Here is an 18,579-nt window from a genome sequence, read left to right on the forward strand (position 1 = left end):
TGGACGGGTGGGCACCTATGCTGAGCGGCGTGATCGAGTTTCGCATCGATCGGCACTCCGGGGTGTCCACCTATCTCCAGATCGCCGCACAGGTCAAGCAGGCCATGCGGATGGGGCTGCTCGGACCCGGCGACAAGCTGCCGACGGCACGGGAGGTGGTGGAGGCCACCAGGGTCAACCCGAACACCGTGCTGAAGGCGTACCGCGAGCTCGAGCACGAGGGTCTGGTCGAGGGCCGGCGCGGCATGGGCACGTTCGTCACGGCCTCGCTCGCCACCGACGCGGCGAAGGCGGACGCGCCGTTGCGGCAGGACCTGGAGCAGTGGATGGACCGCGCGGTCGGCGAGGGGCTCACCGCCGACGAGGTCGACGCGATCTACACCGACGTGCGGGGCACGCACTACTGATGTCCACTGTGGACTTGGGAGCACGATGAACGCCAGTCCGGTGCGGGCGGAGAACGTCGCGAAGCACTTCGGGCGCACCAAGGCCCTCGACGACTGCTCGTTCGTGTTGCCGGAGGGCAGCGTGACCGCGCTCGTCGGGCCGAACGGCGCGGGCAAGAGCACGTTGCTGTCGCTGATCGCCGGGCTCGCGCGGCCCACCGGCGGCGAGATCAGCGTCCACGGCACACCGGTGCGCGGCCGGATGCACCCGGACGTCTCGCTGCTGACCCAGAAGAGGCCGCTCTACGACCAGTTCACCGTCCGCGAGTTGATGCGGGCGGGCGCCGCGATGAACGACCGGTGGTCGGCCCGGCGCGCCGACGAGGTGCTGGACCTCCTCGCGGGCGTGGACAAGGACGCGAAGGTGCGCACGCTGTCGTCCGGGTCGCGCACGCAGGTCGCGATCGCGTTGGCACTGGGGCGCCTGCCGAAGGTGCTGCTGCTGGACGAACCGCTGTCCGACCTCGACCCGCTGGCGCGCGACGAGACTTTGCGGATCGTCATGACCGACGTCGCCGAGCGCGGCACGACCGTGCTGCTGTCCTCGCACCTGCTCACCGACCTCGGCGACGTCTGCGACCACCTGCTGCTGCTGGACGAGGGCCGCGTGCAGGTGTCCGGCGACATCGAGGAGGTCCTCGCCGGCCACCACGTCGTGGTCGGGCCGGCGGAGCTGGACCTCGCGACCGACGGCGTCGTGGTCGACTCCTCGCACACGTCCCGCCAGACGACCGCCCTGGTGCGCGGCGGGAGCGCGCCTTCCGGCTGGGAGGCGGCGCATCCCGACCTGGAGGCGCTGGTGATGGGGTACCTGCGGGCGTCCCGAACCCGGAGGCTGGCCCGCTCCGGGTAGAAAGCCTTTCAGTACAGGGCTTTGTGCAGGCCCTTCATCATCGTCTTGTAGAGCTCGCCCGCCGCGCCCCAGCGCGCGAGCGCCGCCCGTGCCGCGTTCGCCCCGGCCGCGCCGTGCACGCCGCCGCCCGGCCACGCCGACGAGCCCGTGAGGTAGAGGCGGTCGAACGGGGTGTCCGCGCGGCCGAGACCAGGCACCGGCCGGAAGACCAGCTGCTGGTGGATCGCCGCCGTGCCGCCGTTGACCGACCCGATGTCGTCCGGGCCGAGCACCGAGCGGCCGACGATGCGGGACCGGAAGCCGGGCGCGCGCTCCTCGATCATGACCTCCAGGCGGTCGGCGCGGCGCTTGAGCCGGTCCGGCGTCCAGGAGCCGCCCAGCGGCACGTGCGTGTACGCCCAGGCCGCCTCCGTACCCGCGGGGGAGCGGGTCGGGTCCGTCGTCGTCATCTGGCCGAGGATCATGAACGGGTTGCGCGGCACCTTGCCGCAGGCCAGTTCGTGGGCGACGTTCGCGAGACCGTTGACGTCGCCGCCGAGGTGGACGGTGCCCGCCTGCGCGGCCTCGGGGTTGGTCCAGGGGATCGGGCCGGACAGCGCCCAGTCGACCTTGATCGTGTCGCCGTCCCACTGGAACCGCTGAAGGTCCTCCGCGAGCTTCGCGGGCAGCGCGTCGCCGCCGATCAGGTCCAGGTAGAGCCTGGGCGCGGGGACGTCGGCCAGCACCGCACGGCGTGCGCGCACGACGGAACCGTCGGCGAGACGCACGCCCACGGCCACACCCCGTGCGTGCAGCACGCCGGTCACCTTCGCGCCGGTCTCGATCCGTCCGCCGAACCGGCGCACCAGGGACGCGGCCAGCTCGCCCGCCCCGCCGCGCGGCACGGGGTTGCCGACCTCCTGGGCGAGCATGGCGAGCAGCCAGCCGAAGCCCGCGCCACCGGCCTGGTCCGGGCCGAGGTCCGAGTGCATCGTGTTGCCCGCCAGCAGCACGCGGGCGCCCTCGCCGGAGAACAGCTCCTCGCCGAGCCGGCGCACCGGCTGGGTCAGCAGCCGCGTCAGCCGCAGCGTGTCGCCCAGGCCGAGCGTGCGCAGCAGCGAGAGCCCGCCGCGCACCGGGGGGAACGGGCGCAGCAGGCCTTCCAGCACGCCGTCGCGGACGCGCTGCCAGTGGGCGTACGCGGCCTGCCAGGCCTCGGCGTCGGAGTGGGCGAACGCGCCGACGGACTTCGCGGTGACGTCGACATCGCGGGACAGCAGTGCCACGCGGTCGTCCGGCAGCACATGGGCCAGCACGGCCGGTGCGTGCTGCCACTGCACGTCGAGGTTCAACGCGCCGATGACCGGCGATCCGAGCCCCAGGGGGTAGAACGCGCTGTAGACGTCGTTGGTGAAGCCGGGAGCGGTGATCTCGGCCGACGTCACGGCCCCGCCGGGTGTCTCGCGCTGCTCCAGCACGAGCACGTCCCAGCCCGCGTCCGCCAGCAGGGTCGCGGCGACCAGCCCGTTCGGGCCGGAGCCGATGACGACCGCGTCAACCTCGTTCACGCACGTCCTCCCATTGCCGTGACGACCTCACGCAGCACGTCCCGCGCGTCGTGTTCCGGCCACCATTTCAGATCTTCGTGTGCTCGTGTGGTCCGCACGAGCGGCGCCTGGTCGGCCATCCGGACCCATTCCGGCGTGAGCGGCTGCACCCCCAGCCGCGACGTCAGCCCCGCGAGCCGCTCGACCACCGGGTACGGCAGCGGCAGCCGGCCGGCGCCGGCCAGTCGCGCGATCATCGGGGCGGTCAGGACCGGTTCGGCGGCGAGGTTGAAGGCGCCCAGGGCCGTGCGCTCCACGATCGCGACGATCGCGCGCGCCACGTCGTCGGCGTGCACGAGCTGCAGGCGCAGGTCGTTCCACAGCGGGATCGGCAGGAAGGGCAGCAGCTTCGGCGGGAGCAGCGGGCTCAGCAGCCAGCGGCGGATCTTCGGCGCGGCGGCGGCCTGCGCGATCCCGCACGGCCGGATCACGCTGTGCGGCAGGGGATAGCGGCGCAGCGCCTCCTCCAGCCGCACCTTGTGCGCGCTGTAGGCGTTGCCCTCGACACCGGTCAGGGCCCAGGACTCGTCGACCCGCGCCCAGCGCTCCGCCGGCGCGTAGGCCGCGACCGAAGAGGCAACGACTAGGTGGCCCACGGTCTCCTCGACGCACGCGGCGAGCACATGCTCGGTGCCGTCGACGTTCGTGGCGTGGTCGGTGGGCTTGATCGCGAAGGCCAGGTGGATCACCACGTCGGCGCCGCGGAACGCCTCGCGCAGTGATGACGGAGCGCGCACGTCGGCGGCGGCGTCCTCGAAGTCCAGGTGGCGGCGCAGCGCGGTGCCGACGTTGCCGGACCCGCCGGTGACGACGATTCTCACCCCGCCCGGATACCCGCGATGTGACCGATCACGCGTATCTCATTTCGTTCGGTGCCGAAGAGCTAGCACACTCCGTAGTCGAACGGTAGTCACATGAACCTAACGTCCGTGTGTTCCGTAGCACATAAGGGGCCATTAAGTGAGTCCCCACTCAATACTGAGCTACCGCTTAGTATGCCGAGATCATCCGGACAAGGACTGCTGCATGCCCCTCCGCCGTGTACTGCCTCCCGCCGCCTTGGCCCTCGCCGTCCTCGTGGCCGGCTGCGGTGCCGAGACAGACGAGAAGCCCCAGGTCAAGACGGGGCCGGGCGTTACCGACGACACCATCTCGCTCGGCATCCTCACGGACATGACAGGCCCGTTCAAAGCCTCCGCGCTGACCCGCATGAAGGGCTACGAGCTCTACCTGAAGCAGGTCAACGACCGCGGCGGCATCTGCGGCCGCAGGGTCGAGCTCAAGCAGAAGGACCACGCGTACGACGTGCAGAAGGCGCTCGACGCGTACTTCGAGCTGGAGCCCCAGGTCCTCGGCCTGCTGGAGCTCGCGGGCACGCCGATGACCGCCGCGATCGAGCCCGACATCATGCAGACCCGCACGCTGACCGCGCCCGCCTCGTGGGCGGCGTCGCTGCTGGGCAACCCGCACATGATGATCGTGGGCACGACGTACGACCTCGACGTCATCAACGGGCTCGACCACTACAAGCGCCGCGGAGTGATCAAGGACGGCGACACCGTCGGTCACGTCTACGCCCAGGGCAGCTACGGCGACAACGCCGTCGAGGGCAGCCGGTTCGTCGGCACGCAGTGGAACATGAAGATCGCCGAACAGCCGATCAGCGAGACCACGGCCGACCTCACGCAGCAGATCGCCGCGCTGAAGGCCGCGGGCGCGAAGGCCGTCGTGCTGAGCACCACCCCCGCCCAGACCGCGGCCGCCGTCGGCGTCGCCGCGGCGCTCAAGTGGGAGGTGCCGTTCATGGTCAACGTGGTCGGCTTCGACACCGCGATCCTCGACTCGCCGGTCGGCCCGGCCGTGGAGAAGCAGGTGTCCGTGGTGACCTCGGTGGCGCCGTTCACCGGCAGCCAGCCGGGCCCGCGCGAGGTCGCGGCCGCGTTCAACAAGTACTACCCGAACGACAAGCCCGCGATCTACGTCGACCACGGCTACACGGTCGCGAAGGTGTTCCTCTCGGTCATCGAGAAGGCCTGCGAGAACGGCGACCTCAGCCGCGACGGCGTGCTGGACGCGTTCCACAACACCAACGGCCTGGACACCCAGGGCCTGACCAGCGCGCTGCACTACTCGCTGGTCGGACGGCCGTCGGCCACCCAGTCCTACATCACGAAGGTCGACAAGAAGGTGCCCGGCGGTCTCACCACCGTCGAGGAGCTCTTCGAGTCCGAACTGGTGAAGGCGAAGGGCACGCGCGCGAAGTAGTCGAAACGGGCCGCCGGCGTCCCCGAACGGGCACGAATCCACCCAGTCCTGCCCGACCAGGCACCAAATGAGAAACGGCCCCTCCCGAACCCGGGAGGGGCCGTTCGCCGTCGTCCTACTTGCCGAACCCGGCCTTGCGCAGCGCGTCCGCCATCGAGCCGTTCGCGGGCGCCGGCGCGGTGCGCTGCTGCCCACCGCCGCGCTGCCCACCGCGCTGCTGCGGACGGCCGCCGCGGTCCCGGCCACCGCCGCCCTGCTGCTTCGGGGCGGGCTTGCCCGGCTCGTCGGTCAGGCGCAGCGTCAGGCCGATGCGCTTGCGGGCCTCGTCGACCTCCAGCACCTTCACCCGCACCACGTCACCGGACTTCACGACGTCGCGCGGGTCCTTCACGTAGGTGTTCGAGAGCGCCGAGATGTGCACGAGACCGTCCTGGTGCACGCCGATGTCGACGAACGCGCCGAACGCGGCCACGTTCGTCACGACGCCCTCCAGCACCATGCCGGGCTTGAGGTCGGCGATCTTCTCGACGCCGTCCGCGAAGGTCGCCGTCTTGAACGCCGGGCGCGGGTCGCGGCCCGGCTTCTCCAGCTCGCGGAGGATGTCCGTGACGGTCGGCAGACCGAACTGCTCGTCCACGAACTGCTCGGGCCGCACCTTCGTCAGCACGGCGGTGTTGCCGATCAGCTCGGCTCCGGCGGCCTCCTGGATGCGGCGCACGACCGGGTACGCCTCGGGGTGCACCGAGGACGCGTCGAGCGGCTCGTCGCCCCCGCGGATCTTGAGGAAGCCCGCGCACTGCTCGAACGCCTTGGGGCCGAGCCGTGCGACGTCCATCAACGCCTTGCGGGTCCTGAACGGGCCGTTGGAGTCGCGGTGCAGCACGATGTTCTCCGCCAGACCGGCAGTGATGCCGGAGACGCGGGTCAGCAGCGGCACGGACGCCGTGTTCAGATCCACGCCGACCGCGTTCACGCAGTCCTCGACCACCGCGTCCAGGGAACGCGACAGCTTCGACTCCGCGAGGTCGTGCTGGTACTGGCCGACGCCGATGGACTTCGGGTCGATCTTCACGAGCTCGGCCAGCGGGTCCTGCAGGCGGCGCGCGATCGAGACGGCGCCGCGGATCGACACGTCGAGGCCCGGCAGTTCGGACGACGCGTAGGCCGACGCCGAGTACACCGACGCGCCCGCCTCGGACACGACGATCTTCGTCAGGCCCAGGTCGGGGTGGCGCTTGATCAGGTCGGCGGCCAGCTTGTCGGTCTCGCGCGAGGCCGTGCCGTTGCCGATCGCGATCAGGTCGACGTTGTGCTGCTTCGCCCACGCCGCGAGCTTCGCGATCGACTCGTCCCAGCGGTTCGCGGGCACGTGCGGCTGGATGACGCCGTGCGCGACGACCTTGCCGGTGGCGTCGACGACCGCGACCTTCACGCCCGTGCGGTAACCGGGGTCGAGGCCCATCGTCGCGCGCGTGCCGGCCGGGGCGGCCAGCAGCAGGTCGCGCAGGTTCGACGCGAACACCTTGACGGCCTCGTCCTCGGCGAACGCCCGGAGACGGCCGCGCAGGTCGATGCCCAGGTGCACGAGGATGCGCGTGCGCCACGCCCAGCGGACGGTGTCGGTGAGCCACTTGTCGCCGGGACGGCCCTGGTCGTCGATGCCGAAGCGGGACGCGATGCGCACCTCGAACGTCGAGGGACCCTCCTCACGCGGCTCCTCCGGCTCCAGGACGAGGTCGAGGACCTCCTCCTTCTCGCCGCGGAACAGCGCCAGGATGCGGTGCGACGGCAGCTTCGCGAACGGCTCGTCGAACTCGAAGTAGTCGGAGAACTTGGCGCCGTCGGTCTCCTTGCCCTCGCGGACCTTGGAGACGACGCGGCCGCGCGTCCACATCTGCTCGCGCAGCTCGCCGATCAGGTCGCCGTCCTCGCCGAACCGCTCGACCAGGATGGCCCGCGCGCCCTGCAGGGCCGCCGCGGCGTCCGCGACCTCCTTGGCGGGGTCGACGAACTTGGCGGCCTCCTCCTGCGGGTTCAGGCCGGGATCACCCAGGAGGGCGTCGGCCAGCGGCTCCAGGCCGGCCTCCTTGGCGATCTGGGCCTTCGTGCGGCGCTTCTGCTTGTACGGCAGGTAGAGGTCCTCGAGCCGCGCCTTCGAGTCGGCGGCGAGGATCTGCGCTTCGAGGGCGTCGTTCAGCTTGCCCTGCTCGCGGATCGAGTTGAGGACGGCCGTGCGGCGCTCCTCCAGTTCGCGCAGGTAGCCGAGGCGTTCCTCGAGCGTGCGCAGCTGGGCGTCGTCGAGACCGCCGGTCGCCTCCTTGCGGTAGCGGGCGACGAACGGGACGGTCGCGCCACCGTCGAGCAGTTCGACAGCAGAGCCGACCTGGCCGGCGGCCACTCCGAGCTCGTCAGCGATCTTCTGGTGGATGAGCGTTGTCACAGCGCGCCATTCTGCCCGCTGCCGGATTCGACGTGGCACGGTGTCTCTCATGACCATCGCCGCGGTCGTCCCATCACTGCTGTCGGGCCTGGAAGTTCCGGGCGCCGACAACACGCTCGGCCTGCCACCGGCCCGGCGTGTCGTCCTGCTGCTCGTCGACGGCCTCGGCCACGAGCTGCTGCGCACGTACGGCGCGCATGCCCCGTTCCTGTCGTCACTGCCGGACCGGTCGATCGACGCCGGGTTCCCGTCCTCGACGGCCACGAGCATCGCCTCGATCGGCACCGGCCTGCACTCCGGTGAGCACGGCATCGTCGGCTACACGTTCGCCGTCGGCGACGAGGTGCTGAACTCGCTGACCTGGTCGCGGGCCGCCGACCACGGCCACGACCTGCGCAAGGCGCTCGTGCCGGAGGTGGTGCAGCCGCACCCGACGCTGTTCGAGCGCGCGGCGGCCGCCGGGGTCGCGGTGAGCACGGTCGCGCCGTTGCCGCACCGCTCGTCCGGGCTGACCAGGGCGGTGCTGCGCGGGTCGTGGTACCGCGGCGCGGCGGGGTTCGGCGACCTGGCGCTCGGGGCCGTCGCGGCCGTCCGGCAGGACCGGTCGTTCTGCTACGCCTACCACGCGGACCTCGACACGATCGGGCACTTCTACGGGCCGGGGTCCGAGGAGTGGCTGGTGCAGCTGGAGTTCGTGGACTCGCTGGCCGAGCGGATCGCCGCGCGGCTGCCTTCCGGCGCGCAGCTCGTGGTCACGGCCGACCACGGCATGGTCACCGTGGGCGAGCGGATCGACTTCGACACGGAACCGTTGCTGTGGCAGGGGGTTCGGGTGATCGCGGGCGAGCCGCGGGTGCGGTACCTGCACGTCGAGAGCGACGAGGTGATCGCGACGTGGCGGGAGTTCCTCGGCGACCGCGCGGACGTGCTGACGCGGGAGGCCGCCGTGGAGGCCGGGTGGTTCGGGCCGGTGAGCCCGCTCGCGGCCGACCGGATCGGGGACGTCGTCGTGGTGATGCGGGACGAGCACGTGGTGGTGCGCAGCCAGGCCGAGCCGTTGCTGAGCGGGCTGACTGGGATGCACGGCGCGCGGACCAGGGCCGAGCTGGCGATCCCATTGCTCGTCCACTCAGTGACTTCAGTGTAGACCGAATCCAGCCTTCACCGCTGGTCAGCCTTAGGATCACCGGACGTGACGATCGAACTGCCTGGACCAGTCGCCTTCGTGCTCGGAGGCGGGGGAAGCCTCGGTGCCGCGCAGGTCGGCATGCTGCGCGCGCTGCGGGAGCACGGCGTGCGGCCCGACCTGGTCGTCGGCACCTCGGTCGGGTCGGTCAACGGCTCGCTGCTCGCCCTGGACCCGGACAAGGCGGCGGAACGGCTGGCCGTGCTGTGGGAGGGCATGACGCGCCAGCGGGTGTTCCCCGGCGGCCCGATCGCGCAGCTGAGGTCGTTGCGCACCAACAAGACCTACCTCTTCCCGAACACCGGGCTGGCGCACGTGCTGTCCGAGGGGCTCGACGGGTGTGCCGACTTCGCCGACCTGACGCTGCCGTTCGGCGCGGTGTCGGTGAACGGCGTGACGGGCGAGGCCGTGAACATCACCGAGGGCGAGCTGGTCCCCGCGATCCTCGCCAGCGCGGCGATCCCGGGCGTGTACCCGCCGGTGCGCATCGGCGAGCAGGTGCTCTACGACGGTGGCGTGCTCGCGAACGTGCCGATCCGGCAGGCGCTCGCGATGGGCGCGAAGTCGTTGGTGGTGCTGGACTGCGCGTTTCCCGGCCACCTGCCGGCCGTGCCGGAGACGCTGGCCGAGACGCTGCTGTTCTGGGCGACGCTGGGCATGCGCAACCAGGCCGTGCTGGAGGTGGAGCTCGCCTCGCAGAGCGCGCCGGTGCTGTACCTGCCGGGGCCGCCGGTGCAAGCCGTGACGCCGCTGGACTTCTCGCACACCGCGGAACTGGTCGAGGCCTCCTACCTGGCCTCGACCACGTTCCTCACGACGCTGGAGATCGCCGGCGCGGGGCTCTACGGCCACCCGTCACACGGGTAGCGCGCCGAACTGGCCGGCGGGGCGCTTGAGGCCGTAGTGCTCGCGCAGCGTCGTGCCGGTGTACTCGGTGCGGAACAGGCCGCGTTCGCGCAGGATCGGCAGCACGCCGTCCGCGAACCGCTCCAGCCCGGACGGCAGCACGGCGGGCATGATGTTGAACCCGTCCGCGGCGCCTGCCCGGTGCCACTCCTCGATGGTGTCGGCGACCTGGACCGCCGTGCCGGTGAAGGTGTTGTGGCCGCGCCCGCCGCCGAGCCTGCCGATCAGCTGGCGCACGGTCAGGCGTTCGCGCCGGGCCAGTTCCACGATCAGCGTGTACCGGGACTTGGCGCCCTCGATCGCGGACTCGTCCGGGAGGTCGGCGGGCAGTTCCTCGTCCAGTTCCAGGTGGTCGACCTTGAGCAGGCCCGCGAGTTGTCTCGCCGCGTGCTCGGGCACGATGAGCCGTTCGAGTTCGGCGTCGAGCGCGTGCGCCTCCTCCTCGGTGGAGCCGATGACCGGGACCAGGCCGGGCAGGATCTTGACCTCGTCCGGGTCGCGGCCGAACTCGATCGCCCGGCGCTTCACGTCCCGGTAGAACGCGACGGCGTCCTCCAGGGTCTGGTGCGCGGTGAAGACGGCCTCGGCGTGCCGCGCGGCGAAGTCCCGGCCGTCCTCTGAGCTGCCGGCCTGCACGAGCAGTGGGTGGCCCTGGGGTGAGCGCGGGACGTTGAGCGGGCCGCGGACTTTGAAGTGCGGGCCGACGTGGTCGATCGTGTGCACGCGGTCGTCCCTGGCGTGCACACCGCTCTCCTTGTCGGCGACGATCGCGTCGTCGTCCCAGGAGTCCCAGAGCTTCTTCGACACCTCCACGAACTCCGCGGCCCGGTCGTAGCGGGTGAGGTGGGCCGGCTGGGCGTCGAGGCCGAAGTTGCGGGCCGCGTCGTCGCCCGCCGTCGTGACGATGTTCCACCCGGCACGACCGCCGCTCACGTGGTCGAGGCTCGCGAACCGGCGGGCGAGGTTGAACGGCTCGTTGTAGGTCGTGGACGCCGTGGCGATCAGGCCGATCCTCGTCGTCACCGCCGCGATCGCGGTGAGCAGGATCGTGGGTTCGATCTTGCCGGACGGCCGGCGGCTCGGGTTTCCCCACAGCACGGGCGAGTCGGCGAGGAAGACCGAGTCGAACTTCGCCTCCTCGGCGATCCGCGCGATCCGCTGGTGGTAGGCGATGTCGATGTGCGCCAGCGGGTCCGACTCCGGCAGCCGCCAGGACGCCTCGTGGTGGCCGGTGTCGTGCAGGAAGAGGTTGAGGTGCAGCGTCATGCGGCGACTCCGATGCCGAGTGCGGACAACAGGTGCGTGCGGTCGGCGTCGTGCGCCGGGAGGTCGAGGCCGATGCGACCCTCCTGCAGGACGACCACGCGGTCGGCGAGCTCGATCGCCTCGTCGACGTCGTGCGTGACCAGCAGGACGGCCGGCCGGTGCTGGGCGCAGAGCTCGCGCAGCAGGGCGTGCATCTTGATGCGGGTCAACGCGTCCAGCGCGCCGAACGGTTCGTCGGCGAGCAGGAGGCGGGGTTCGCGGACGAGGCAGCGGGCGAGCGCGACCCGTTGCTGCTCACCGCCGGACAGCTCGGCGGGCCAGGCGCGTTCACGGCCCTTGAGCCCGACTTCTTCCAGTGCTGCCTTGCCCTTGCCGGGTTTCACGCCCAGTTCGACGTTGTCGAGGACGCGCAGCCACGGCAGCAGCCGCGAGTCCTGGAACGCGACGGCGACCTCGTGCGGTACTTCGAGGGTGCCTTCACCGGTGACGTCGTGGTCGAGTCCGGCGATCGCCTTGAGCAGCGTGGACTTCCCGGAACCGCTGCGGCCCAGCAGTGCCACGAACTCGCCGGGCGCGATGGTGAGGTCCAGGTCGTCGAGCACCTTGCGCTGCTGGAACTGCCTCGTCAGGCCGCTCACCCGGACAGCGTGCGTCGCCATGCCAGCGCCCTCCGTTCGATGACGCGCAGCAGTGCGTCGGAGACGAACCCGAACAGGCCGTAGACGACGAGGCCGACGACGATCACGTCGGTCTGGCCGTAGTTCTGCGCCTGGAACATCAGGTAGCCGATGCCACTGGTGGCGTTGATCTGCTCCAGCACCACGAGCGACAGCCACGACGCGGTGACGGCGAGCCGCAGCCCGAGGAAGAAACCGGGCAGGGCGCCGGGGAACACGACCTTGCGCACGTACTGGGAGCGCCTGAGGCCCACGGCTTCCGCGAGCTCGACGTACCGGCTGTCGATGCCGGTGAGCGCCGCGTGGGTCTGCAGGTACATGATCGTCGCGATGGTCACGGCGATCACCACGACCTTGAACTCCTCGCCGATGCCGAGCCAGAGGATCAGCAGCGGGATCAGGCCCAGCGACGGGATGGCGCGCTTGACCTGGACGGTGCCGTCGATCAGCGCCTCGCCGACGCGGCTGAGCCCGGAGGCGATCGCGAGCAGCGTTCCCGCGGTGGCACCGAAGAAGAAGCCGAGCGCGGCCCGCTGCAGCGAGGTGAGGATGCTCTCGGGGAGCTTGCCGTTCGCGGTCAGCTCGATTCCGGTGTGGACGATCGTCCACGGCGCGCTGAGGATGCGCGGGTCGAGCGCGCCGGTGGCGGAGGCGACGCTCCAGACGGCGATGATCAGCGCCGGGCCGAGGACCCGGCCGTACGGGATGGGCCTGCCGAGCCCGAGTCGCCTGCGCCGGGTCGGCGTGGCGGGGGTGGTGAGGGCGGCGGGGCGGTCGAGCACGTGGGTCATGTCCGGCTCCGGTACCTGGCGTCGACGGCCTCGGCGGCGATCTTCTCGAACCGGCGGTCGAAGAGTTCGGTGACGTCGAACCTCTCGACGAAACCGCCCTCCGCCAACAGGTCCGCGGTCTCCTGCTCCCACCGGATCGCGCGGTCCCAGTTCGTCGGGAAGGTGAGTGGCGGCTGGGACTTCACGATCCGGTCGCCGTCGGCCTTGGAGACGTTCTGGTCCTTCACGTAGTAGGTGTCGACCCACTGGTCGGGGTTCTCGTAGCTCCACACCGTGCCGCGCGCCCAGAACGGGATGAACGCCTTGACGGCGGCGAGTTTCGCCGGGTCGTTGAGCACGTCGACCGGCGCCCACAGGACGGTGAGGAGGTCGACGGAGTTCATCTTGATCGCGGTGGCGTCCGGGTACTGGCCCAGGTACTTGGTGAGCTGCGGTTCGGCGAGCACGGCGACGTCGACCTGACCGGCCTGCACAGCGGTGAGGAACTGGTTGCTGGTCAACGGGATCAGCTCGACGTCAGTGGGTTTGAGCCCGAGTTCCTTGAGCGTGCGCAGGACGACCACTCCCTGCGCCTGGCCCTGGCTGAACGCGATCTTCTTGCCCTTGAAGTCGTTCAGGCTCTTGATCGGCGAGCCGGGCTTGGTGGCGTAGGTGTAGAGCGGCTGGTCGCGTTCGCCGACGGCCACGATCCTGGTGGCGAGCCGGGTGGCCTGCGCCTGGATGGGCGGGATGCCGGCGTTGGCGGCGAGGTCGACGCTGCGGGCGCGGAACGCCTGGATGACGTCGGGACCGGCCTGGATGTTCGGCCAGTCGGTGACCTGGAACGGGAGCTTGCCCAGTTCACCGCTCGCTTCGAGCTGCTTGAGCGTGGTGCGGATGGAGATCGAGAGCTTGGTGTCCGGGGGCGGGGCGGTCGTGGGCAGGTCGCCGAGGACCTGCTGCGTGGTGGTGCCGCCCGCGGAGCACCCCGCGGCACCGAGAGCCGCGAGGCCGAGCAGCAGGGAACGCCTGGTCAGCATCAGTCCACCACCACGGCGTGGTCGGCGGTGAAGGGGCGACCGGCGAGCAGTGTCGACTCGCGGCCGTCCGGACCCACGGGGGTGTCGCCGATGAGCGTGACGCGGTGCAGCGTGCGCCGGACGTCGAGGTGCTCCAGGTCGCGCGGCGCGAGGTGGGCGGTGGCGCGGTTGTCCCAGAACGCGACGCTGCCCGGCTCCCAGCGGAACCGCACGGTGTACTCGGGGCGGGTGAGCTCGGCGTAGAGCAGGTCGAGGACCGCCTTGCTCTCGGCGGGGGAGACGCCGGTGATGTGGCTCGTGAAGCCGGGGTTGACGAACAGCCCCTTCTCGCCGGTGACGGGGTGCACGCGGACGACGGGGTGTTCGGCGACGAGCAGGTTGTCGTTGACGCGCTTGGCGTACGCGCCGTCGCCGACCTTCACCGACCCGCCGTAGCGGTGCTCCGCCCGCAGCCCGTCCACAAAGGACTTCACGGGCTCCGAGAGGCCGTCGTACGCGGCGACGAGGTTGGTCCACGTCGTGTCGCCGCCGATCTCGGGCACCACCTCGGCGCGCAGGATGGACGCGGCCGGCGGGTTCACCGCGGCGGTGACGTCGGTGTGCCAGCCGGAGAAGTAGCTGTACTGGCGCTTGCGGACCTGCTGGAACTCCTTGCCGTAGCGCTCCTCGTAGCGGCGCGGGTCGATCGTGAAGATCTCCGGGAAACCAGTCGGCGGGGCGTCGTCGTGCGGGTGGGCGTAGGTGAGCTCGCCGAACTGCCGGCCGAACGCGATCTGGCCCGCGTGGTCCAGCTGCTGGTTCCGGAAGAAAACCACCTTGTGCGCGTGGAGTGCCTTCTGGATGATTTCGAGCTCGATCGCGCGGAGTGGGCGGGAAATGTCGATGTCCGAGATTTCCGCGCCGATGTGACCGGCGATCGGCTTGACCGTGATGGTCTTTTCCTGAACTGAGGTCATGGATCAAGACTGCAGCTCAGGAGTGCTGGGTGTCTATTTTCTGCTCAGGGAAAATAAGTCGGTCCACCGTAGATCTCGCTGAGAATGACGCTTCCGGCCGCGACGCCGAGCACTTCGCTGCCGAAACTCGTCTGAATGACGTCGCCGGTGCGTTCGCCGATTTCCTCTGTCAATTCCGTCCAGCATCCGGGAATGAGGATAGCGCCGGCCTCGACGACCACGAGCACGTCCGGGTTGATCACGTCGAGCAGCAGCCGCGCGGCCTGCCCGACGAGCCGCGACCGCCGCCGGAACAGCGCCACCGCCCGCGGGTCCCCGCGTTGCCCGGCCTCGATCAGCAGGTCCAGCACCGGTTCCGCGACGATCCCGGCCCGCGCGGCCCGTTCGGCGAGCGTCCGGTTCGACGTCGCCGCCTCCAGGCACCCGCGCCGTCCGCACGGGCACGGCGTGTCGTCGCCGAGCAGCCGCAGGTGCGCGATCCCGCCCGCCGCGCCACCCGGTCCGCTGTGCACCGCGCCGCCGGTGACGATGGCCGCGTCGACCACGTTGCCCACGAACAGGTGCACCAGGCTGGTGCGGGCTCTGGGATCGGCCCCGAAGAGCTGCTCGGCCCGCGCGAGTGCTCTCGAGTGCGACTCGACCCGCACAGCGGTGCCGAGCGCGGTGGTCAGGAACTCCTCGGCGCGCACGTCCTGCCAGCCGAGCTGGCTGTGCTCGACGATCGTGCCGTCGTCCACGCGCCCGCCGGTGGCGACGCCGACCCCGATCGGCACGCGGTCGTGCCGCCGCAGGAACGCGGGCACCCGGTCGGCGATCCGCCGCAGCGCCCTGGCCGCCGACGGCCGGTCGTGCGGCTCGCGCTCCTGCGCCAGCACCCGCCCGCGCAGGTCGACGAGCGCCAGAGTCGTGTGCCCGTAAGCGATGTGCACGCCGCAGACCACGTGCCGGTCCACGTCGATGTCCACCGGCACGTGCGGCCGCCCGAGCGTCACGCGCGGCACGCGGGTGTCGACCTCGCGCACCAGCCCGCGTTCGGCCAGCTCGGCGTACTGCTTGGTGACGGTTGCGGCGCTCAGCCCTGTCAGCCGGGCGATCGTGCTGCGCGCGACGGGCCCGTGGTCCAGCACGGACCTGAGCACGGTGGCGGCGGTGCGGCTCACGCGTCCCTCCCCTTCTCGCAGGGGTTCGTCTGATCTCCGGTCAGGCGAAGGCGGGCACGGCACAGATCGCGCTCGCCTGCCGACGGAGGTCGACGTGGCGGCGCGTGCTGAGCACGGATGCCTGGGACATGCCCCGACTCTGACACCGACCGGCCGCGCGGCCAAGCGCGCCCACGTGGTGGGACGGAACCGAAGCGTCTTCTCTGTCGTCCCAACCCCATGCGCACCGCGGTGGTCGTCCTGCTCCTGCTGACCGGCGTGGCTGCGTGCACCGGGCCGGCCGACCCCTCGGTCACGGGCTTCGTGGAGCTGGGCACCCTGCGCGGGAAGGCGCCCGCGACCACGGAGTTGACCGGCGACAACGGTGACGCGACGTACCAGGCGCTGCGGCAGGCGTTCGCCAAGGACGTCGAGCCGGCCCGGGAACTGTTGACCCGCCCGCGACCCGGTGGCACCAGGACCTTCGCGTTCGTCGAACCCGGCTGCGTGGAGAACGGCGCGAAGCCGGTGGTCGAGGACGACGTGGTCGACGTCCGGCTCACCGGCGGCGAGAACACGAACTGCGCGCAGGCCAACTACTTCCTGGTGACCGTCACCGCCGAGGACCCGCAGAACCGGCTGCGGTTGCGCTAGTCGGACTCCGCCAGCACCCGTTCCACGTTGTGCTCGGCGATCTCCCGCATCGCGTCCCGGTGCGGGAAGTCCCCGTCCAGCAACCGCAGCGGACCCTCCGCAAGGGACAGGTGTTGCGCGAGCCGGTACAACGCCGTCCGTGCCGGGTCGAGCCCGGCCACCGGCCGGTAGTGCGGCCCGAACCGCATCTCCAGGAACACGTGCTCCCACTCGACGTCGAAGAACATCACGCCCTCGATGTCGATCAGCACGGGCCGTCCGTCCGCCACCAGCACGTGGTCGGGACCGAGTTCGCCGTGGATCAGCCCGTACTCCTCGCGCGGTTCGATCACCGCGTGTCGTTGGCGCAGAAGGGTTTCCAGGCGGTCACGCTCGGCGGTGATCCGCGGCACGCGCTCGGAGCACACCTTCAGGTGCCCAAGAGCTCGCTCCAGCACCACGTCCGGCACCGGTGGCGCGTCGAGCGGCTGCAACGTGCCGGGGCGGCCGTACCGGGGGCTCGTGCGCCGGTGCATTGCCTCCAGGTCGTCCCACAGCCGTTCGAGCGTTTCGGAGTCGTCGAGCTGCTTCTCCAGGAACTCGGCGCCGAGGTCCTCGACCACGACCACGTCGGTGTCGACCAGCACCAGCCGCGGCACGCACATGCCCGCCTCGGACAGCGCGGTGTGCGCGGTGAGGAACAGGTCGCGTCCGCTGGCGCCGCCGAACAACGGGTCCGGCTCGTGCTCGGGCCAGTAGTCCTCGGACGCCCGCCACACGTACGCGACGCCCGTCGTGCCGTCGTCGAGCGTCAGCCGGTAGACGCCCTTCTTGCTGCCGCCGCTCAGGCGGGCGACGTCGCGCAGGTCCCGGCCGTACGCCGCCTGCGCGGTGCCCGCGAGGTCGGCCACCCCCAGATGTGCCACGCTCCGCAGGCTAGCGAGCGGCACGTGAAACCGGTGCCAACACTTCCGGGGCGGGCGGACACGAAGAGGTATGACGACGGAAGACGACCGCGCGCTGTGGTCGCAGGCCGCCGGGGGCAGCGCACAGGCGTTCGGGGTGCTGTTCGACCGGCACGCCAGGGCGGTCTACAACCACTGCTTCCGGTTGACCGCCTCGTGGGCGGAAGCGGAGGACCAGCTGCAGGCCACGTTCCTGCTGGCCTGGCGCAAACGCGGCGACGTGCGGCTGGAACGCGAGTCCGCGCTGCCGTGGCTGCTGACCGTGGCGACCAACGTGGTGCGCAACGAGCAGCGTTCGCTGGCCCGGCGCCTCAAGAACCTCAAGCGCGTCGACGACGAGCAGACCGTGCCCGACCACGCCGACCTCGTCGCCGAACGGCTCGACGACCAGCGGCACATGCGCGACCTGCTCCAGGCCGTGCGCAAGCTGCCGCGCAACGAGCGTGAGGCGCTCGCCCTGTGCGTGTGGTCCGAGGTGTCTTACGCCGACGCGGCGGCGGTCCTCGGCATCACCGAGGGCAGCGTCCGGGCGCGGGTCAGCAAGGCCAAGTCGAAGCTCCAGCAGCACCACGAGGTGCTCGTGTCCGCAAGGGAGGACCGATGACCAGCATGCTCCCGCCCACCCGAGACCTGCCGCCGGGCCGCCACGCCCGGATCCGCGCCGAGCTCGAACGGGCCGCCGCGGGCCGCCGGCGCCGCCTGCTCTTCCCGGTCCTCGCCGGGGTGGCCTCGATCGCGGCGGTGGCCGCCAGCGTCGCGCTGCTGTCCCCGGCCCCGGGACCGCCCTCCCCGGCCGTCCAGATCACCAGCTCGCCGCCCGAGACGCCGAAGAGCCCGGACTTCGGGGTGCCGCCGGACACGGTCGCGGCGATCGAGAAGGGCTGCTCGAGGATCGCCGGGACCGGCGACGCGAAGCTCTACCAGCTGCTCGACGGCGAGACCCGGTGGGCGTTGCTCTACAGCGACAACGCCGCGCTGGGCTGCACCCTGGGGCAGGGCGGCATGGAGTACAACTCCGGCTTCTCCGGCACCGACGTGCGGTGGCTGCCCGGACTCCTCGCCGTGGACGAGAGCAGTGCGACCGCCGGTGGCGACCTGAACCTGAAGCCCGCCTACGCGGGCATGCCGGGCACCCGCACGGTGGCCGGCCGGGTCGATCCCAGGGTGGCGCGGGTGACGTACACGATCGACGGCAAGACCGTCGAGGCCAGCGTCGCCAACGGCACGTTCGCCGTGCGGATCCACTACCCGTCGAGCTGGACCATCCCGAACGACGACGTCCGCGGCGTGCTGAACGCCTACGACGCGCAGGGCGTCCTGCTCGTCACCCTGAACGGCTACCAGCCGGGCTGCTGGGTCGACCCCGGCGGCAGGATCGTCCAGGGCGACCGGCGGGCCGACCCGCTGACGTGCAAGCCGGCTGTCGCCTGGACGCCGAGGTAGAGCTCACT

Annotated in this window: 19 protein-coding genes; 8 read left to right on the plus strand and 11 right to left on the minus strand. The window is 71.2% G+C overall.

Annotated features, from left to right (window positions below):
* Positions 1 to 29: 29 nt before the first annotated feature.
* Together ABZX02_RS27310 and ABZX02_RS27315 are read left to right on the plus strand one after the other, a co-directional pair.
* Positions 30 to 407, plus strand: a complete 378-nt coding sequence (locus ABZX02_RS27310; RefSeq protein WP_355302023.1) for a GntR family transcriptional regulator — start codon at positions 30 to 32, stop codon at positions 405 to 407.
* A gap of 25 nt (positions 408 to 432) precedes the next feature.
* Entirely contained in the window at positions 433 to 1,299 is an 867-nt protein-coding gene (locus tag ABZX02_RS27315; RefSeq protein ID WP_355302025.1) for an ABC transporter ATP-binding protein, read from the plus strand.
* Between the two features lie 8 nt (positions 1,300 to 1,307).
* Here the strand turns inward: ABZX02_RS27315 and ABZX02_RS27320 are convergent, their stop codons facing one another.
* A complete protein-coding gene (locus ABZX02_RS27320) occupies positions 1,308 to 2,846 on the minus strand; it encodes an NAD(P)/FAD-dependent oxidoreductase (RefSeq protein WP_355302027.1) in 1,539 nt (512 codons plus the stop codon).
* Positions 2,843 to 3,706 (minus strand): NAD-dependent epimerase/dehydratase family protein, encoded by an 864-nt coding sequence (locus ABZX02_RS27325; RefSeq protein ID WP_355302029.1) that lies wholly within the window; start codon positions 3,704 to 3,706, stop codon positions 2,843 to 2,845. Before ABZX02_RS27325 ends, ABZX02_RS27320 begins: the two co-directional genes overlap by 4 nt.
* A 205-nt stretch (positions 3,707 to 3,911) precedes the next feature.
* Between ABZX02_RS27325 and ABZX02_RS27330 the strand changes: the two genes are divergently transcribed.
* The gene (locus ABZX02_RS27330; RefSeq protein ID WP_355302031.1) at positions 3,912 to 5,150 is read left to right on the plus strand and encodes an ABC transporter substrate-binding protein; all 1,239 of its coding nucleotides are present in this window, start codon (positions 3,912 to 3,914) and stop codon (positions 5,148 to 5,150) included.
* Between the two features lie 115 nt (positions 5,151 to 5,265).
* On the opposite strand, the gene ABZX02_RS27335 is transcribed toward ABZX02_RS27330, so the two are convergent.
* The gene (locus ABZX02_RS27335) at positions 5,266 to 7,590 is read right to left on the minus strand and encodes a Tex family protein (protein WP_355302033.1); all 2,325 of its coding nucleotides are present in this window, start codon (positions 7,588 to 7,590) and stop codon (positions 5,266 to 5,268) included.
* 49 nt (positions 7,591 to 7,639) lie between these two features.
* Here ABZX02_RS27335 and ABZX02_RS27340 point away from each other — a divergent pair, with 49 nt between their 5' ends.
* Together ABZX02_RS27340 and ABZX02_RS27345 are read left to right on the plus strand one after the other, a co-directional pair.
* The gene (locus ABZX02_RS27340) at positions 7,640 to 8,737 is read left to right on the plus strand and encodes a nucleotide pyrophosphatase/phosphodiesterase family protein (RefSeq protein ID WP_355302034.1); all 1,098 of its coding nucleotides are present in this window, start codon (positions 7,640 to 7,642) and stop codon (positions 8,735 to 8,737) included.
* A 45-nt stretch (positions 8,738 to 8,782) separates the two neighbouring features.
* A complete protein-coding gene (locus ABZX02_RS27345) occupies positions 8,783 to 9,643 on the plus strand; it encodes a patatin-like phospholipase family protein (protein ID WP_355302036.1) in 861 nt (286 codons plus the stop codon).
* Here the strand turns inward: ABZX02_RS27345 and ABZX02_RS27350 are convergent.
* The 7 genes from ABZX02_RS27350 to ABZX02_RS27380 are packed head-to-tail and all read right to left on the minus strand — an operon-like array spanning position 9,632 to position 15,681.
* Complete coding sequence (locus ABZX02_RS27350; protein ID WP_355302038.1) at positions 9,632 to 10,948, minus strand: LLM class flavin-dependent oxidoreductase; 1,317 nt, start codon at positions 10,946 to 10,948, stop codon at positions 9,632 to 9,634. The genes ABZX02_RS27345 and ABZX02_RS27350 overlap by 12 nt on opposite strands.
* Positions 10,945 to 11,607, minus strand: coding sequence for an ABC transporter ATP-binding protein (locus ABZX02_RS27355; protein WP_355302040.1), 663 nt, complete (start codon positions 11,605 to 11,607; stop codon positions 10,945 to 10,947). Before ABZX02_RS27355 ends, ABZX02_RS27350 begins: the two co-directional genes overlap by 4 nt.
* On the minus strand, positions 11,583 to 12,416 hold the full coding sequence (locus ABZX02_RS27360) for an ABC transporter permease (protein WP_355302042.1): 834 nt from the start codon (positions 12,414 to 12,416) through the stop codon (positions 11,583 to 11,585). Before ABZX02_RS27360 ends, ABZX02_RS27355 begins: the two co-directional genes overlap by 25 nt.
* The gene (locus tag ABZX02_RS27365; protein ID WP_355302044.1) at positions 12,413 to 13,435 is read right to left on the minus strand and encodes an ABC transporter substrate-binding protein; all 1,023 of its coding nucleotides are present in this window, start codon (positions 13,433 to 13,435) and stop codon (positions 12,413 to 12,415) included. Before ABZX02_RS27365 ends, ABZX02_RS27360 begins: the two co-directional genes overlap by 4 nt.
* Positions 13,435 to 14,391, minus strand: a complete 957-nt coding sequence (locus ABZX02_RS27370) for a TauD/TfdA family dioxygenase (protein WP_355302046.1) — start codon at positions 14,389 to 14,391, stop codon at positions 13,435 to 13,437. The genes ABZX02_RS27365 and ABZX02_RS27370 overlap by 1 nt, the downstream gene beginning before the upstream one ends.
* A gap of 44 nt (positions 14,392 to 14,435) precedes the next feature.
* Positions 14,436 to 15,551, minus strand: a complete 1,116-nt coding sequence (locus tag ABZX02_RS27375) for an ROK family transcriptional regulator (RefSeq protein ID WP_355302048.1) — start codon at positions 15,549 to 15,551, stop codon at positions 14,436 to 14,438.
* Between the two features lie 40 nt (positions 15,552 to 15,591).
* Positions 15,592 to 15,681 (minus strand): putative leader peptide, encoded by a 90-nt coding sequence (locus tag ABZX02_RS27380; RefSeq protein ID WP_322789012.1) that lies wholly within the window; start codon positions 15,679 to 15,681, stop codon positions 15,592 to 15,594.
* 89 nt (positions 15,682 to 15,770) lie between these two features.
* Here ABZX02_RS27380 and ABZX02_RS27385 point away from each other — a divergent pair, with 89 nt between their 5' ends.
* Positions 15,771 to 16,184 (plus strand): hypothetical protein, encoded by a 414-nt coding sequence (locus ABZX02_RS27385; RefSeq protein ID WP_355302050.1) that lies wholly within the window; start codon positions 15,771 to 15,773, stop codon positions 16,182 to 16,184.
* On the opposite strand, the gene ABZX02_RS27390 is transcribed toward ABZX02_RS27385, so the two are convergent.
* Positions 16,181 to 17,089, minus strand: coding sequence for a phosphotransferase (locus tag ABZX02_RS27390; protein ID WP_355302052.1), 909 nt, complete (start codon positions 17,087 to 17,089; stop codon positions 16,181 to 16,183). The two genes, ABZX02_RS27385 and ABZX02_RS27390, sit on opposite strands and share 4 nt — an antisense overlap.
* 70 nt (positions 17,090 to 17,159) lie before the next feature.
* Here ABZX02_RS27390 and ABZX02_RS27395 point away from each other — a divergent pair, with 70 nt between their 5' ends.
* Complete coding sequence (locus ABZX02_RS27395; protein WP_355302054.1) at positions 17,160 to 17,732, plus strand: RNA polymerase sigma factor; 573 nt, start codon at positions 17,160 to 17,162, stop codon at positions 17,730 to 17,732.
* Positions 17,729 to 18,571 carry a hypothetical protein gene (locus ABZX02_RS27400; RefSeq protein ID WP_355302056.1) on the plus strand — a complete coding sequence of 281 codons (843 nt, stop codon included), beginning with the start codon at positions 17,729 to 17,731 and terminating at the stop codon, positions 18,569 to 18,571. Before ABZX02_RS27395 ends, ABZX02_RS27400 begins: the two co-directional genes overlap by 4 nt.
* Positions 18,572 to 18,579 lie beyond the last annotated feature (8 nt).

This window comes from Lentzea sp. NPDC003310, assembly GCF_040610935.1.
In the GTDB taxonomy this organism is placed as follows: Bacteria; Actinomycetota; Actinomycetes; order Mycobacteriales; family Pseudonocardiaceae; genus Lentzea.

Coding starts and splice junctions, on each gene's coding strand:
- ABZX02_RS27315 (WP_355302025.1), top strand. CDS start 433: ATGAACGCCAGTCCGGTGCGGGCGGAGAACGTCGCGAAGCACTTCGGG.
- ABZX02_RS27330 (WP_355302031.1), top strand. CDS start 3,912: ATGCCCCTCCGCCGTGTACTGCCTCCCGCCGCCTTGGCCCTCGCCGTC.
- ABZX02_RS27340 (WP_355302034.1), top strand. CDS start 7,640: ATGACCATCGCCGCGGTCGTCCCATCACTGCTGTCGGGCCTGGAAGTT.
- ABZX02_RS27350 (WP_355302038.1), bottom strand. CDS start 10,948: ATGACGCTGCACCTCAACCTCTTCCTGCACGACACCGGCCACCACGAG.
- ABZX02_RS27355 (WP_355302040.1), bottom strand. CDS start 11,607: ATGGCGACGCACGCTGTCCGGGTGAGCGGCCTGACGAGGCAGTTCCAG.
- ABZX02_RS27360 (WP_355302042.1), bottom strand. CDS start 12,416: ATGACCCACGTGCTCGACCGCCCCGCCGCCCTCACCACCCCCGCCACG.
- ABZX02_RS27365 (WP_355302044.1), bottom strand. CDS start 13,435: ATGCTGACCAGGCGTTCCCTGCTGCTCGGCCTCGCGGCTCTCGGTGCC.
- ABZX02_RS27370 (WP_355302046.1), bottom strand. CDS start 14,391: ATGACCTCAGTTCAGGAAAAGACCATCACGGTCAAGCCGATCGCCGGT.
- ABZX02_RS27380 (WP_322789012.1), bottom strand. CDS start 15,681: ATGTCCCAGGCATCCGTGCTCAGCACGCGCCGCCACGTCGACCTCCGT.
- ABZX02_RS27385 (WP_355302050.1), top strand. CDS start 15,771: ATGCGCACCGCGGTGGTCGTCCTGCTCCTGCTGACCGGCGTGGCTGCG.
- ABZX02_RS27395 (WP_355302054.1), top strand. CDS start 17,160: ATGACGACGGAAGACGACCGCGCGCTGTGGTCGCAGGCCGCCGGGGGC.
- ABZX02_RS27400 (WP_355302056.1), top strand. CDS start 17,729: ATGACCAGCATGCTCCCGCCCACCCGAGACCTGCCGCCGGGCCGCCAC.